Raw genomic sequence first — 13413 nt, forward strand, 5'->3', positions numbered from 1 at the left:
GGGAGTAGGCGCTTTCCCTGTCCACCGGCCAGTACCACGGCCAGCACTCTGCACGAGGTCATGAGAAAGACGCTATCTGCGCCTTTCACAGCTCCTTCGCGGGAATTTAGGCGATCCAAGGTCAAGAAATCAGCCTTGTCGCCGAAAGGCGGGAACATTCGGCGTACGCCGGTAAGGAATTTATCCTTCGCGCGAATCGCGATGCCCTCATTTGGAGATGTCGTGGGCCGCGCGTAGGTCAGGGCCTCAGGGCGCGGGCGGTGAGCGCGGCCTCCAGGAGGCGGGCCTCGGCGGGGACGGTCAGGTCCAGGCCGGTCAGCGCCGCGACCCGGTGCAGCCGGTAGTCGAGCGTGTTGCGGTGGATGTGCAGGTCCAGGGAGGTCTGGCGGCGGTTGTGCCCGTGCCTGACGTACGCGCGCAGCGTCTCCAGCAGGTACGGGTGCCCGTCCAGCGGATCCAGCTTGGCCGCCAGGCGCTCCAGGCCGCTGCCGGGGCGGGCGAGCTGGTACTCCACCAGGACGTCGTCGAACCGGTACAGACCGGGCGGCCGGCCGAGCCGCCGCACCAGTTCCAGGACCCTTCGGGCCTCCTCGGCGGCCTGCGGGACGCCCGCCAGGCCGGTGGCCGCCGCGGCGGCGAGCAGCGGCCTGCCGCCCACGGCCGCGGCCAGCGTCTCCACCAGTTCCGGCCCGGCGGAGGGCAGGAGGGCGATGCCCTCGGCGTGGTCGGCCAGGACGAGCGTGCCGGCGTGGGCGTCGAGGGCCGACTGCACCAGTCTCGGGGGCGGCGTCTGGTCGAAGGCGAAGCAGACGACCTCGTGCGTCTGCCCAAGGTCGACGCCCGCGGCCTCGGCCAGCGCCTCGTGGGGCCGGCCGCCGAGGAGGGCTGCCAGCAGCGCCCGCCGTACCCTTTTGTCCTCTCCCCTGATGTCCTCCAGCGCCTGCTGGTGGGCCAGGGCGACGGCGGGCATGGCCGTGCGCAGGCAGCCGAGCAGGCCCGCGCCCGCCTCGGCCAGTTCGTGCGGCTCGGCGGCCGCGCCGAGCGCCCGCCACCACACCTCGGCGCCGATCAGGTATGCCGCCAGCGCCGCCTCCAGGGGAACCCGCTGCTCCGCCCGCCGGGCCGACCACTCGATGAGCCTGGCCAGGTCGCCGGGCCCCACCGCGTCCGGCCGCCGCAACGCGCGCAGCAGCAGGCCGAACACGGCCGTGACCGACCTGGTGACCTCGCCCTCCAGCACCTCGCGCGGCAGGTCGCGGTAGAAGGGCAGCCCGGCGGCGCAGCGGGCGACCACCTCGCCGGTGAGCTCGCGGACGCGCGGGGCCATGCGGGTGTGCAGGTCTGCCATCAGCGGATCGTCACATTGCACAAACCGCACCGTCAATGATTGCCGCAGGTGCGGACTGACGGCGGGCGCGGGCGCGGTCACGATCGAGCCAAACCCCCCAGCTCTGGAGGACGCCGTGTTCCGCCGCCTGCTCGTCGCCTTACTGGTGTTGTCCGCGACCGTCACCGCCGCTCCCGCTCCCGCTCATGCCGAGGCCGGTTGGGCCGGGCCCGGGCCGTACGCGACGGCCGTCGAGATCGGCGCCGTCAACACGCTCTACTACCCGCGCGACATCGCCCGCAGCACGCTGCGCCACCCGGTGATCGTCTGGGGCAACGGCACCGGCGCCGCCCCGGTCGTCTACCGCGAGCTGCTGCTGCGGTGGGCCTCCCACGGGTTCATCGTCTCGGCCGCCAACACGCCGATGTCCAACCTCGGGATCTCGATGCGCGCCGGGATCGACGCTCTGACCGCCCGCCACGCCGACCCCTCCAGCGTCTTCCACGGCCGCGTCGCCCTCGACCGGATCGGCGCCGCCGGCCACTCCCAGGGCGGCGCCGCCGCCATCGTGGTCGGCGCGGACCCGCGGGTGGACACGATCGTGCCGATCCAGCCGGGGCCGCTGGCCGACATCGACGCCGTGCACGGCCCCGCCTTCCTCATGGCCGGGCAGTACGACGCCATCGTCTGGCCCGCCCTCGTCAGGGCCTTCTACCACGACGCCGACCACATCCCCGCCGTGTACGGCGAGCTGCGCGGCGCCGGGCACATCACGGTGGCGGGCGACCCGGGCCCGTTCGCCGCGCCGACGACGGCCTGGTTCCGCTGGCAGCTCATGGACGACGCCGAGGCGCGCACGGTCTTCACCGGCCAGGACTGCGGCATCTGCGCCGACCGCCGCACCTGGTCCGACGTACGCCGCAACGCACTGGTCAGCCGGTGACGCCTCACACGGGGGTGCTGCGGGTGAACTCCATGTCCATCCAGTGCGTCCAGGACGTGCCGTCCTCGGTGCGCTCCCAGAAGGCCGACATGGCGTCGCCGCCCGGCGCGATCCGCAGGGTGGCCCGCTCGCTCTCGCCGGCGAAGGTCCACACGCCGTCTCCGTCCACGGTGGCGCGCATGGTGCCGTAGTGGCCCGAGCTGTCGAAGGCCCGCGCCGGCCAGCAGTCGCCGTCCGGGTCGTAGGGGCCGATCATCTCGATGGCCTCGACCTTCTCCTCTCCCATCCGCACGTCCACCCGGTGCACGAGGAAGTGCCCGCCCGCCAGCCACTCGTAGGTGTCGGTCCCGCTGATGGGTACGGCCTCGCCCACCGTCCGCCCGCGCGAGATCCAGTGCCCTGCCAGCGCGTCCAGCCGCCTGTCCGTCATCATGCCTCCTGTGTAAGAATGTGCTTAAATACTTACACAGGTCGGCGGCGGAAGGGAACTCTGGGGTGGACGAGGCATTGCGCGCCGTGGCCGATCCCACGCGGCGGGCCATCCTCCTGCTGGTGCGCGACGGCGAGGTGGCGGCGGGCGACCTGGCCCGCCACTTCCCCGGCATCAGCCGCCCGGCCGTCTCCCAGCACCTGCGGGTGCTGACGTCGGCGGGACTGCTCGGGGTGCGCCGCGACGGCAACCGCCGCCTGTACCGGCTGCGCCGCGAGGGCCTGTCCGAGGCGGCGCGCTTCATCCAGGACATGTGGGACGACCGGCTCGACCGGCTCAAGCACGCCGCCGAGCTGGAGGAACGAGAGCAGGGGGGCTCATGATCGAGCGGAGCGTGCGCATCGCCGCGCGCCGGCAGACCGTCTACCGCCACTTCACCGATCCGGTACGGCTGGCGCGCTGGTGGGGGCAGGCCGAGGCGGACGTCCGGCCCGGGGGCGTGTTCCGGGTCGCGATGGAGGGAGGACCGCGGCCGGTGATGCTGGGCGAGTTCGTCGAGCTGGTCCCGTACGAGCGGGTCGTCTTCACCTTCGGGTGGGAGCCCGCCCCCGGGGTGCCCGCGGTGCCGCCGGGGTCGTCTCTGGTGGAGGTGACGCTGGCCGAGGACGGTGACGCGACGGTGGTGACGGTCCGGCACAGCGGGCTGCCGGCCGTACTGGAGGGTGAGACCGGCGCGGGCTGGGAGCACACGTTGCGCAGGCTGTTCGACATCACAGAACAGCCCTCTGCTTAACCGAACAGTGCGGTTGACAACGGTTTCCGCGTTCGGACACGCTTGTTCGGTGATGACGAACGAACTGGACAAGCGCTACGAGGTGCGCAGCGTTTCGCGCGCCGTCGAGATCCTGGAGTGCCTGGCCCAGCGCGACGGCAGGACCGTGACCGAGGTCTCCCGCGAGGTCGGCGGTTCCAAGAGCGCGACGTTCTCCACGCTGCAGACCCTGGAGATGCACGGTTTCGTGGCCTCCGAGGGCGAGGGCGCCGCCCGCCGCTACCGGCTCGGGCTCGCCCTGGCCCGCCTGGGCGAGAACGCGATGGCCCAGGTGTCGCTACGCGACCTGGCCCGCCCGGTTCTCGATGATCTGACCGCGGAGACCGGGATGTCCTCGCGGGTCGCGGTCCCCGACAGCGGCTTCGCGGTCATCGTCGGCCGGGTGGACGCGCCGTCCGCGGTCCGCTTCGACCTGCACATGGGCCACCGCGAGGCGCCCCACTGCACCGGGCTCGGCAAGGCCCTGCTGGCGGAGCTGCCCGAGCCGGAGTCCGCGCGGGTCATCGAGCGGTACGGCCTGCCCGCGCGCACCGCCCACACCATCACCGACCCGGCGGCGCTGCTGGCCGACCTGGCCGAGATCCGGCGGCGCGGCTACTCGGTGGACGACGAGGAGGACGCGGAGGGCGTTTTCTGTGTCGGCTCCGCCGTACGCGATCATCGGGGTGAGGTGGCGGGCGCGATCAGCGTGACCGGGCTCAAGCTCGACCTGCCCGTGTGGCGCATCCACCAGATCGGCGACACCGTCCGCACGCACGCGGCCCGCCTCACCGCGCTCTACAGCGGGCGCTAGACTGAACCATGTTCTGCACCACCGAACGGAGCCGCATGTTGACCCGCCCCGCCCGCCGACATGGCTGACCTCGCCGCCGCGCTGCGCGCGGCCGTCCCCGGGCTGACCGTGCTGGACGACGCCGACGTCATGGACTCCTACCGCCGCGACCAGGCCCCCGGCCTGCCCGCCGGGCTGCCGGCCGCCGTCGCCATGCCCGAGGACACCGCCCAGGTGGCCGCCGCCGTCACCACGGCCGCCGCGTACGGCGCGCCGATCGTGGTCCGCGGCGCCGGCAGCGGCCTGGCCGGGGCGGCCAACGCCGTCGACGGCTGCCTGGTGCTGTCCACCCAGCGGATGAACCGGATCCTGAGCATCGACCGGGCCGAGCGCCTGGCCACCGTGCAGCCCGGCGTGATCAACGCCGACCTGCGCAAGGCCGTGGCGGGGCACGGCCTGTTCTACCCGCCCGACCCCGGCAGCTACGAGATGTGCACCGTGGGCGGCAACGCCGCCACCAACGCCGGCGGCATGTGCTGCGTGAAGTACGGCGTGACCGGCGACTACGTACGCGGCCTCGAAGCCGTGCTGGCCGACGGCTCGGTGCTGCGCACCGGCGGGCGCACGGTCAAGGGCGTCGCCGGCTACGACCTGACCGGTCTGCTGGTCGGCTCCGAGGGCACGCTGGCCGTGATCACCGAGCTCACGCTGGCGCTGCGCCCGGCCCCCGCGCCGCCGCGTACGGTCGTGGCCCAGTTCGGCTCGGCCGCGGCGGCCGGGGCGGCGGTGACGGCCATCCTGGACTCCGGCGCCGAGCCGTCGATCCTGGAGATCATCGACGCCACCACGCTGCGCGCCATCGAGTGTTGGCAGCCGCTCGGCATCGAGGCAGGCACCGCGGCGATGGTCATCGCCCAGTCCGACTCCCCGCGTGAGGAGGACCTGCGCCGCATCGAGGGCGCGTGCGCGGGGGCCGACGAGGTCATCGTCGCCGACGACGCCGCGGAGTCCGAGATGCTCATGCAGGCCCGCCGGCTCGCCTACCCGGCGCTGGAGCGCCTGGGCGCGACGCTGCTCGACGACGTGGCGGTGCCGTTGCCGCGGCTGGTCGAGCTGATCGAGGGCGTCGAGGCGATCGCGCGGGACCGGGGTCTGACCGTGGGACTTTTCGGGCACGCCGGGGACGGCAACATGCACCCGACCGTCGTCTATCCCCACGGCGACGCCGAGGCCGAGCGCCGGGCCTTCCAGGTCTTCGACGACATCGTCGCCCTGGCCCTGCGCCTGGGCGGCACGGTCACCGGTGAGCACGGGGTCGGGCTGCTCAAACGGTCCTGGCTGGAGCGGGAGCTGGGTGAGACGGCCCGCCGTACACAGAGGGCGATCAAGGCGGCGCTGGACCCGCGCGACCTCCTCAACCCCGGCAAGGCCATCGCGTAGCCACCCATAGGTGACGAACGCCAGCAGGATGGCCGGGATGCCCTCCAGCACGAAGACGAGCTGCCAGCCCTGGAGCACCCACGGGCCGTGCAGGTCCATGATCCAGCCGGAGATGGGCGCGCTGATCGCGTTGGCCAGCGGATTGGAGGCCGCGAAGACCGCCAGGATGGTCGAGGTACAGCAACCCGAGAAAGGGCCCGAGCCGCACATCACTTTAGGCATGGCACTCACGGCGACGTCATTGGTGGTCGTCATGTCGCGAGCTTCGGATTCGTTCGGTGTTGCCGAACGATGTTCTGCAAGACAGGCACGCTGGTAGAACAGCAGGCAACCCGCCAAGAACCCCCACTTCGTGTCACATCCGGTGCCCTGGGCGGGTGCTTCGGCGTGTGTGCGGGGAAGCTCCCTGATCGGGCGGGTTAGGGTGGGGGGACGACGGTGGGAAGGATTCGATCACCATCAGCGACCTGCCGGAACGGCGGCGCCGCGTCACCGAGTCGGCGACGCTGGGGGGCCGTGAGCAGAGCCGGGCCGAGGCCGCCCAGTGGACCTGTCCGCACGGCCGCCACGCCGGGCACGGTTGCGTCGACTGCTACGCCGCCTCCGCCGTCGCCGATCCGGCCCTGTATCTGTGGGAGGTCGCGGCCTGGTTCACCACGGCGCGGCCGATCCCGGTCAGGACGCTTCGGGATCTTCACCGGCACGACCGCGGCTTCGCGCTCGCCCAGCCCTCCACGCCGCTGGTCTACGTGCTGAGCGGGAAGGTCAGGGCGGCCCATGCGGCGGAGGCGGTGGCGGGGGTGATCGGGTTTCTGCTTCAGGACGGGCACGTCGCCGACGCCTTCACCGTGACGGAGATCCGGGCCAGCCGTCCCTAGCCGCTGACGCTCAGAAACAACCCGCTCGCCCACGGGCTCCCCGCCCTGTTTCGACGGTCGCGGCGCCGTCCTCAGGTGGTCAGAGGCGGCCGCACTGGTCCTCCTTGTTGCCGCCCACCACGTTGCCGCCGCCGGTCGGCGCCGGGCTGTTCTCCTTGCACTGCAGGTTGCCCTTGACCGTGTTGCGCTGCACCAGCGCCCGTCCGCGGTTGCCGACGATCTGGATGCTGCCGCCGACCCGGTTTCCCGCCGCCTGCAGCCGGCCGCGGTTGGCGTCGTACTGGATGTCGCCGTCGACCCGCGACGAGCTGACCTTCGCCGCGCCGCCCTGCTTGACCTGCACGCTGCCGCCCACCGTGGACTTGCCGGTCACGGTGACGGCCCGCGCGCCCTCGGCCTGGACGTTGCCGATCACGTTCACGCCGCGGGCCACGAGGACCGCGTTCCGCTCCACCTTGACCGTGCCCTTCACCCGCGTGCCGGTGAGCGTGCAGGTCGCGCCCTGCGGGACGCGTACGTTGTCGAGGGTGCTCGCGCCGATGGAGCCGCGGCACGTCCGCTCCTCCGCCAGCGCGGGTACGGCCAGCGCCCCCGCACCGAGCCCCAACCCGAGCGCCGAACCCGCCAGCACCAGCTTGATCTTGCCCATGTCCGCTCTCCTCGTCCGTCCGTCGGTTGCCAGTAGCCTTCAGCCGGGCGATGAGACTTCACTGACACGACCGTGAGAGACCTCTCATCCAGCGCCGAGCCGCACGGTGATCGACAGGCCGCCGTCCGGGGGCGCGCCGGTCACGAGGGTGGCGTGGTGCGCCTGCGCGACGGCGTCCACGATGGCGAGGCCGAGACCATGGCCGCCGCCGCGGCCGGACCCCAGCTTCTGGAAGGGCTGGAACAGGCGGCCGACCTGGTCATCGGGGATGACGGGCCCGGTGTTGGCGACGGTGATGACCGCCCGCGCGCCCTCGGCCCGCGTGGTGATCCGGACGTGGCCGTCCGGCCGGTTGTGGCGGATGGCGTTGTCGACGAGGTTGGCGACGAGGCTGTCGAGCAGTCCCCGGTCGCCGGTAGTAGGCGCGGGCTCCAGGTGTACGGCCACGCCCACCCCTGCCCGGGCCGCCTGGTCACGGCGGGTGGCCAGCACTCCCCCGGCCACCTCGGCCAGGTCGACGGGTTCCCAGCGGGTGACGCCGCGCTCGCTGGTGGCCAGCGTGAGCAGCGCCGCGACGAGCCGCTCCTGGTGCTCGCCGAGTTCCAGCGCCTCCTGGCAGGCGGCGCGCAGGGTACCGGCGTCGGCGTCGGGGTCGGCGAGGGCGACCTCAAGCAGGGTGCGCTGGCCGGCGAGGGGGGTCCGCAGCTCGTGGGAGGCGTTGGCGACGAAGTTCCGCTGGGCGTCGAAGGCCGCCTGGAGCCGGGCGAGCAGGCCGTCGAGGGTGTGGCCGAGCTCGGTGAGCTCGTCGGCGGGCTCGCCGAGGTCGAGGCGGCGGTGGAGGTTTCCGGCGGAGATGATCTCGGCGGTGGCGGTGATGGCGTTCAGCGGGCGCAGGAATCGGCCGGCGACGTGCCAGCCGAGCGCCAGGGCGAGCGGGACCAGCAGGGCCAGGGCGAGCGCGGAGCCCGCGAGGAGCTGGGGCAGGCCGATCCCGGGTCCCGCTTCGGCGACCGTACCCTGTGGCGGGCCGCCCACGGGCCTGGACATCTGGACGGTGGCGAGCGGGACGTCCACGGCCACGAGCACGAGGACGCCCGCGGCGTAGATGCCCGCCGCGTAGGCGAGCGCGAGCCGCCGGCGCAACGACCGGCGCGCAGGCCCTCCCGAACGCGGCCGCCCCGAGGTTGACCGCTGCGAGGTCGGCCGGCGCCCGGTCATGGTCCTCCGATGCGGTAGCCGCCCTCGCGGACGGTCTCGATCGCGGGCGGGTCGCCGAGCTTGGCCCGCAGCCGGTGCACGGTGTGCTTGACGGCGCTGCTGAACGGGTCGGCGGATTCGTCCCACACCCGTTCGAGCAGCTCTTCGGCGGAGACGACCACGCCGGGCGTCGCGAGCAGGCAGGCGAGCAGCGCGAACTCCCGGGGACTCAGGTCGAGCCGCCGCCCGCCCCTGGACGCCGCCCGGCGGGCCGGATCGAGCGTGATGTCCCGGTACGTCAGGACCGGCGGCAGCGGCGGGGTGGCGCGGCGGCCGAGGGCACGCACGCGGGCCACCAACTCGGCGAACGCGAACGGCTTGGGCAGGTAGTCGTCGGCCCCGAGGCCGAGCCCGGTGACGCGGTCCTCGATCGTGCCCGAGGCGGTGAGCATCAGCACGCGGGTCTCCCGGCGTTCGCGGGCCAGGCGCCGGCAGATCTCGTCCCCGTGGACGCCGGGCAGGTCGCGGTCGAGGATCACCACGTCGTAGCGGGTGACGGCCAGGCGGTCGAGGGCGGCGACGCCGTCCAGGACGACGTCGACGGCCATGCCCTCGCGGCGCAGCCCGGTCCCCAGGGAGCGGGCGAGGACCTCGAAGTCCTCGGCGACGAGCACCCTCACCGGCGCCCACCGCCGATCGGGCTGGGGGGTTGGGGAGCCATGCGTCGAGGATGCCAGACCCCGGGTTCCAGCCGGGTCGCAGCCGCCGAGACCCCGCCGGAACCGGGCGCCGCGTACAAACTCCGGCATGACGCCTCACTTTTCCGGGCTCCTCGCGGAGTGGCGCAGGTTCCGCGCCGCACGCGGCCTGACGCTCGCGATGGTGGCCTCCGTGCTGGTCACCGTGTCGCTCGGCCTGCTGGTCGCCGCCGGCGCCCGTACCTCCTGCGTGACGGGGAAGGGCGAGGGCCCCTGTCCCGCGCCCCTGCTGGGACCCGACGGTACGGCGGTGCGGGACAAGTACTTCTACGTCCACCAGCCGCTGAAGGGCGACGGCAGCCTCATCGCCCGGGTGGTGGGCATGACCGGGCAGATCCGGCTGCCGGACGCCGTTCCCGGGGTGCGCAACGTGGCCGAGGGGGTGGTGCCGTGGGCGAAGGCCGGGATTCTGGTCAGGCAGAGCCTTGAGCAGGGCACGCCGTACGCCGCCGTCATGCTCACCGGCGGCCACGGCGTGCGGATGCAGCACGACTACGTTCACGACGTGGCCGGCGGCCCGCACAACGGCCCGCAGTGGCTGCGGCTCACCAGGTCCGGCGAACTCGTCAGCGGCCACGAGTCCGACGACGGCAGAACGTGGACCGAGGTCGGCACGGTCAGGCTGGCCGGGCTGCCGGAGACGGTCGAGATCGGGCTGTTCGCCACCTCACCGGGTGTGCTGTGGGAGTCGGCGCAGGCGTTCGCCCAGGTGACGGCCACCTTCGACCAGGTGAAGGGGATGAGCGGCCCGTGGCGGCACGACGACGTCGGCGTCGTCCTGGAGTCCGACGGCAAGACCCCGCACCACCCGGGCGCGGCCGTGGAGTCGGGCGACCGGCTGCTGGTGACCGGGGGCGGCGACATCGGGCCCGCCACGGTGGAGGGCGGGCTGCGGGCCGACCTCACGCTGGTCGGCGGCGCCCTGGGGTTGATCCCGGTGCTGGTGGCGGCGGTCGTGTTCGGGCGCGGAATCCGAAGGGATCCGCCGGCGGGAGCGGCGGTGGCCGGGGCGGTCGCGTTCGTGGCGGGGCTGGTGTCCGCGGGGGTCGTGGTCCCCGCCGGTCTGGCGTTGCTGCGCGCCAACCAGAACCCGATCCAGCCGATCTCGCCCAGCATCGGGGCCCGGGTGATCGTCGGCTACGCGCTGCTGGCCGCGGTCGCCGCCGTCCTGGCGGTGGGGCTGGCCGTGCTGGTCAGACGGGCGGTCGTGGCCGCCGGGCTGGCGGTCGGGCTGGTCGTCGTACCGCACCTGGTGGCGGGCGCGGGGGTGACGGGCGCGGGGGTGGCGCCGTGGCTGCCGGCGTTCACCCCCGCCGCCGGGTTCGCGATCACGCAGAGCGTCCCGGCGTACGCGCACGTGGCGGCGGGGCCCTCCCCCTACCCGCTCGCGCCGTGGGCGGGGCTGGCGGTGGCCTGCGGTTATGCCGCCCTCGTCCTGGGGGCGGCGACGGCGGTCAGGAGGTCTCGCCCAACTGCTCGGCCAGCCGTTCCAGGCCGCCCCTGACGAGCCGGCCGTACCCGTCGTCGTCCAGGACGCCGATCCTGGCCCGCGCCTGGTGGAAGTGCTCGCGGGCGCGGTCCAGATCGCCGAGCTTGCGGTAGCACTCGCTCAGGTTGAGGTGCAACGACGGGTACAGCCCCGCCACCGGCAGCATGACCCCGGCCTGTCCGACCCGCTCCTCGGTGAGGAGGTCGGCGGCGGCCAGCGCCCGCAGGTCCCACGCCAGCTCCTCGCGTACGTCGTCCTGGACGTCGGCCATCGAGTGCGCGAGCACGCAGACGTGGAGCGGGTCGCCCCGCTCCCCGCCGATGTCCTCCCAGACCCGCGCGAACAGGTCGCGGGCCGCCTCACGCCGCCCCTGGTGGTGGTGTAACTCCACCCCCTGGCCGATCCTGGCCATCGTCGGATCGTCGGTCATCAGGCCAGGTCGAACCGGTCGAGCTCCATGACCTTCGTCCAGGCGGCGACGAAGTCGGTCACGAACCTGTCGCGGGCGTCCTGGCTGGCGTACACCTCGGACAGGGCCCGGAGCTGGGAGTTGGAGCCGAAGACCAGGTCGACCGCGGTCGCGGTCCACTTCCGCTCGCCGGTGCGCACGTCCTGGATCTCGTACACGTGCTCCTGCGACTGCGACGCCTTCCACCGGGTCCCCGGGGAGAGCAGGTTGGTGAAGAAGTCGTTGGTGAGCACGCCCGGACGGTCGGTGAGCACGCCGTGCTGGGCGCCGCCGACGTTGGCTCCGAGCGAGCGCAGGCCGCCGACGAGCACGGTCATCTCGGGCGGCGTGAGGTTCAGCATGTACGCCCGATCCAGCAGCAGCACCTCAGGCTGGGTCTTCTCCCCGGGGCGCAGGTAGTTGCGGAACCCGTCGGCGCGCGGCTCCAGCACGGCGAACGAGTCCACGTCCGTCTGCTCCTGGGTGGCGTCGGTACGGCCGGGCCGGAACGGCACCGTCACCGTCACGCCCGCCTCCCGGGCCGCCTTCTCGACGGCGGCCGAGCCGGCCAGCACGATGAGGTCGGCCAGCGAGATCTTCGCGCCGCCCGCCTCGTTGAACTCGCGCTGGATGCCCGCGAGCGTGTCCAGCACGGTCGCGAGCTGGGCGGGCTGGTTGACCTCCCAGCTCCGCTGCGGTTCGAGACGGAGCCGGCCGCCGTTGGCGCCGCCGCGCTTGTCGGTGAAGCGGAAGCTCGCCGCCGCGGCCCAGGCGGTGGAGACGAGCTGGGCGGTCGTGAGGCCGGACTCCAGGACCTTCGCCTTGAGGGCGGCGACGTCGGCCTCGCCCACGAGCGGGTGGTCGGCGGCCGGCACCGGGTCCTGCCACAACTGGGGCTCGGCGACCCACGGCCCCAGGAAGCGGCTGACCGGACCCATGTCACGGTGCAGCAGCTTGTACCAGGCCTTGGCGAAGGCCAGCGCGAACTCCTCCGGGTTCTCCATGAACCGGCGGGAGATCTCCCGGTAGGCCGGGTCGACCCGCAGCGACAGGTCGGTCGTGAGCATGGTCGGCCGGTGCTTCCTGGCCGGGTCGTGGGCGTCCGGGATGATCGCCTCGGCGTCCTTCGCGACCCACTGCTTGGCGCCGCCGGGGCTCGTGGTGAGCTCCCACTCGTACCCGAAGAGGATCTCGAAGAAGCGGTTGCTCCACCGGGTCGGGACGTCGGTCCAGGTCACCTCCAGGCCGCTGGTGATCGCGTCGGCGCCCTTGCCGGTGCCGTAGCTGCTCAGCCAGCCCAGGCCCTGGGCCTCGATCGGCGCGGCCTCGGGCTCCGGCCCCACGTGGTCGTCGGCGATGCCGGCGCCGTGGGTCTTGCCGAAGGTGTGCCCGCCGGCGATCAGGGCGACGGTCTCCTCGTCGTTCATCGCCATCCGGGCGAAGGTCTCGCGGATGAAGTGGGCCGCCTGGGCCGGGTCGGCGTTGCCGCGGGGGCCTTCGGGGTTGACGTAGATGAGGCCCATCTCGGTCGCGCCGACGTGCGGCGCCATCTCGGTGTCGGTGACGTAGCGCTCGTCACCAAGCCAGGCGTCCTCGGGACCCCAGAAGATCTCCTCGGGCTCCCACACGTCCTCGCGGCCGAAGCCGAAGCCGAAGGTCCTGAACCCCATCGACTCCAGGGCGACGTTGCCGGCCAGCACGAGCAGGTCGGCCCACGAGATCTGCTGGCCGTACTTCTGCTTGACCGGCCACAGCAGGCGGCGGGCCTTGTCCAGGTTGGCGTTGTCGGGCCAGCTGTTGAGCGGGGCGAAGCGCTGGGCGCCGTCGCCGGCGCCGCCGCGGCCGTCCTGGATGCGGTACGTGCCCGCAGCGTGCCAGCTCATCCGGATCATGAGGCCGCCGTAGTGGCCGAAGTCGGCGGGCCACCAGTCCTGCGAGGTGGTGAGCACCTCGACGAGGTCGCGTTTGAGCGCCTCGACGTCGAGCTTGGCGAACTCCTTGGCGTAGCTGAAGCCCTCCGGCAACGGGTTGCCCTTGGCGGAGTTGGCGCGCAGCACCGAGAGGTCGAGCTGGTTGGGCCACCAGTCGCGGTTGGTGTGCGGGCGGCCACCGGTCTTCGGAGTCGGCGAGTCGATGGCCGGGTTCTCGCTCTCGCTGCCATGCGCGGTCACGGAGCCGGGCGCCGCTTGCTCGTCCGCGCCCTGCGCGCTGGTGGGGGCGTTGTCCTGGTTGTCGCTCATGTGCTTCCTT

Annotated in this window: 15 protein-coding genes; 8 read left to right on the forward strand and 7 right to left on the reverse strand. The window is 73.0% G+C overall.

Annotated elements, in window-relative coordinates; genetic code table 11:
- Positions 1-238: 238 nt before the first annotated feature.
- Entirely contained in the window at positions 239-1348 is a 1110-nt protein-coding gene (locus tag ACIBEJ_RS36240; protein WP_397187442.1) for a PucR family transcriptional regulator, read from the reverse strand.
- 115 nt (positions 1349-1463) lie between these two features.
- On the opposite strand from ACIBEJ_RS36240, the gene ACIBEJ_RS36245 reads away from it, so the two are divergent.
- Entirely contained in the window at positions 1464-2270 is an 807-nt protein-coding gene (locus ACIBEJ_RS36245; protein ID WP_397187443.1) for an acetylxylan esterase, read from the forward strand.
- A 4-nt stretch (positions 2271-2274) separates the two neighbouring features.
- Here the strand turns inward: ACIBEJ_RS36245 and ACIBEJ_RS36250 are convergent, their stop codons facing one another.
- The gene (locus tag ACIBEJ_RS36250; protein ID WP_397187444.1) at positions 2275-2703 is read right to left on the reverse strand and encodes a hypothetical protein; all 429 of its coding nucleotides are present in this window, start codon (positions 2701-2703) and stop codon (positions 2275-2277) included.
- A gap of 62 nt (positions 2704-2765) precedes the next feature.
- Here ACIBEJ_RS36250 and ACIBEJ_RS36255 point away from each other — a divergent pair, with 62 nt between their 5' ends.
- From ACIBEJ_RS36255 to ACIBEJ_RS36280, 6 genes are all read left to right on the forward strand, one after another.
- Positions 2766-3083, forward strand: coding sequence for an ArsR/SmtB family transcription factor (locus ACIBEJ_RS36255; protein ID WP_397187445.1), 318 nt, complete (start codon positions 2766-2768; stop codon positions 3081-3083).
- Positions 3080-3493 carry an SRPBCC family protein gene (locus ACIBEJ_RS36260; protein WP_397187446.1) on the forward strand — a complete coding sequence of 138 codons (414 nt, stop codon included), beginning with the start codon at positions 3080-3082 and terminating at the stop codon, positions 3491-3493. The genes ACIBEJ_RS36255 and ACIBEJ_RS36260 overlap by 4 nt, the downstream gene beginning before the upstream one ends.
- A 52-nt stretch (positions 3494-3545) precedes the next feature.
- Positions 3546-4325 carry an IclR family transcriptional regulator gene (locus ACIBEJ_RS36265; RefSeq protein WP_397187891.1) on the forward strand — a complete coding sequence of 260 codons (780 nt, stop codon included), beginning with the start codon at positions 3546-3548 and terminating at the stop codon, positions 4323-4325.
- Between the two features lie 60 nt (positions 4326-4385).
- Positions 4386-5744, forward strand: coding sequence for an FAD-binding oxidoreductase (locus tag ACIBEJ_RS36270; RefSeq protein WP_397187447.1), 1359 nt, complete (start codon positions 4386-4388; stop codon positions 5742-5744).
- A 97-nt stretch (positions 5745-5841) separates the two neighbouring features.
- Positions 5842-6063, forward strand: coding sequence for a hypothetical protein (locus ACIBEJ_RS36275; RefSeq protein WP_397187448.1), 222 nt, complete (start codon positions 5842-5844; stop codon positions 6061-6063).
- Positions 6064-6493: 430 nt separating this feature from the next.
- The gene (locus ACIBEJ_RS36280) at positions 6494-6622 is read left to right on the forward strand and encodes a hypothetical protein (protein ID WP_397187449.1); all 129 of its coding nucleotides are present in this window, start codon (positions 6494-6496) and stop codon (positions 6620-6622) included.
- Between the two features lie 79 nt (positions 6623-6701).
- Here the strand turns inward: ACIBEJ_RS36280 and ACIBEJ_RS36285 are convergent, their stop codons facing one another.
- The 3 genes from ACIBEJ_RS36285 to ACIBEJ_RS36295 all read right to left on the reverse strand — a co-directional run bounded on the left by ACIBEJ_RS36285 (position 6702) and on the right by ACIBEJ_RS36295 (position 9148).
- On the reverse strand, positions 6702-7271 hold the full coding sequence (locus tag ACIBEJ_RS36285; protein ID WP_397187450.1) for a hypothetical protein: 570 nt from the start codon (positions 7269-7271) through the stop codon (positions 6702-6704).
- Between the two features lie 84 nt (positions 7272-7355).
- Complete coding sequence (locus ACIBEJ_RS36290) at positions 7356-8414, reverse strand: sensor histidine kinase (RefSeq protein WP_397187451.1); 1059 nt, start codon at positions 8412-8414, stop codon at positions 7356-7358.
- 71 nt (positions 8415-8485) lie between these two features.
- Positions 8486-9148, reverse strand: coding sequence for a response regulator transcription factor (locus ACIBEJ_RS36295; RefSeq protein ID WP_397187452.1), 663 nt, complete (start codon positions 9146-9148; stop codon positions 8486-8488).
- A gap of 127 nt (positions 9149-9275) precedes the next feature.
- Between ACIBEJ_RS36295 and ACIBEJ_RS36300 the strand changes: the two genes are divergently transcribed.
- A complete protein-coding gene (locus ACIBEJ_RS36300) occupies positions 9276-10730 on the forward strand; it encodes a hypothetical protein (protein WP_397187453.1) in 1455 nt (484 codons plus the stop codon).
- Here the strand turns inward: ACIBEJ_RS36300 and ACIBEJ_RS36305 are convergent.
- Both ACIBEJ_RS36305 and katG read right to left on the reverse strand, forming a co-directional pair.
- Positions 10681-11145, reverse strand: coding sequence for a tetratricopeptide repeat protein (locus ACIBEJ_RS36305; RefSeq protein ID WP_397187454.1), 465 nt, complete (start codon positions 11143-11145; stop codon positions 10681-10683). The two genes, ACIBEJ_RS36300 and ACIBEJ_RS36305, sit on opposite strands and share 50 nt — an antisense overlap.
- Positions 11145-13403, reverse strand: a complete 2259-nt coding sequence (gene katG / locus ACIBEJ_RS36310; protein WP_397187455.1) for a catalase/peroxidase HPI — start codon at positions 13401-13403, stop codon at positions 11145-11147. The genes ACIBEJ_RS36305 and katG overlap by 1 nt, the downstream gene beginning before the upstream one ends.
- Positions 13404-13413 lie beyond the last annotated feature (10 nt).

This window comes from Nonomuraea sp. NPDC050790, from assembly GCF_044456745.1.
Taxonomy (GTDB): domain Bacteria; phylum Actinomycetota; class Actinomycetes; order Streptosporangiales; family Streptosporangiaceae; genus Nonomuraea.

Coding starts and splice junctions, on each gene's coding strand:
- ACIBEJ_RS36240 (WP_397187442.1), bottom strand. CDS start 1,348: ATGGCAGACCTGCACACCCGCATGGCCCCGCGCGTCCGCGAGCTCACC.
- ACIBEJ_RS36250 (WP_397187444.1), bottom strand. CDS start 2,703: ATGATGACGGACAGGCGGCTGGACGCGCTGGCAGGGCACTGGATCTCG.
- ACIBEJ_RS36260 (WP_397187446.1), top strand. CDS start 3,080: ATGATCGAGCGGAGCGTGCGCATCGCCGCGCGCCGGCAGACCGTCTAC.
- ACIBEJ_RS36265 (WP_397187891.1), top strand. CDS start 3,546: ATGACGAACGAACTGGACAAGCGCTACGAGGTGCGCAGCGTTTCGCGC.
- ACIBEJ_RS36270 (WP_397187447.1), top strand. CDS start 4,386: ATGGCTGACCTCGCCGCCGCGCTGCGCGCGGCCGTCCCCGGGCTGACC.
- ACIBEJ_RS36275 (WP_397187448.1), top strand. CDS start 5,842: ATGATCCAGCCGGAGATGGGCGCGCTGATCGCGTTGGCCAGCGGATTG.
- ACIBEJ_RS36285 (WP_397187450.1), bottom strand. CDS start 7,271: ATGGGCAAGATCAAGCTGGTGCTGGCGGGTTCGGCGCTCGGGTTGGGG.
- ACIBEJ_RS36300 (WP_397187453.1), top strand. CDS start 9,276: ATGACGCCTCACTTTTCCGGGCTCCTCGCGGAGTGGCGCAGGTTCCGC.
- ACIBEJ_RS36305 (WP_397187454.1), bottom strand. CDS start 11,145: ATGACCGACGATCCGACGATGGCCAGGATCGGCCAGGGGGTGGAGTTA.
- katG (WP_397187455.1), bottom strand. CDS start 13,403: ATGAGCGACAACCAGGACAACGCCCCCACCAGCGCGCAGGGCGCGGAC.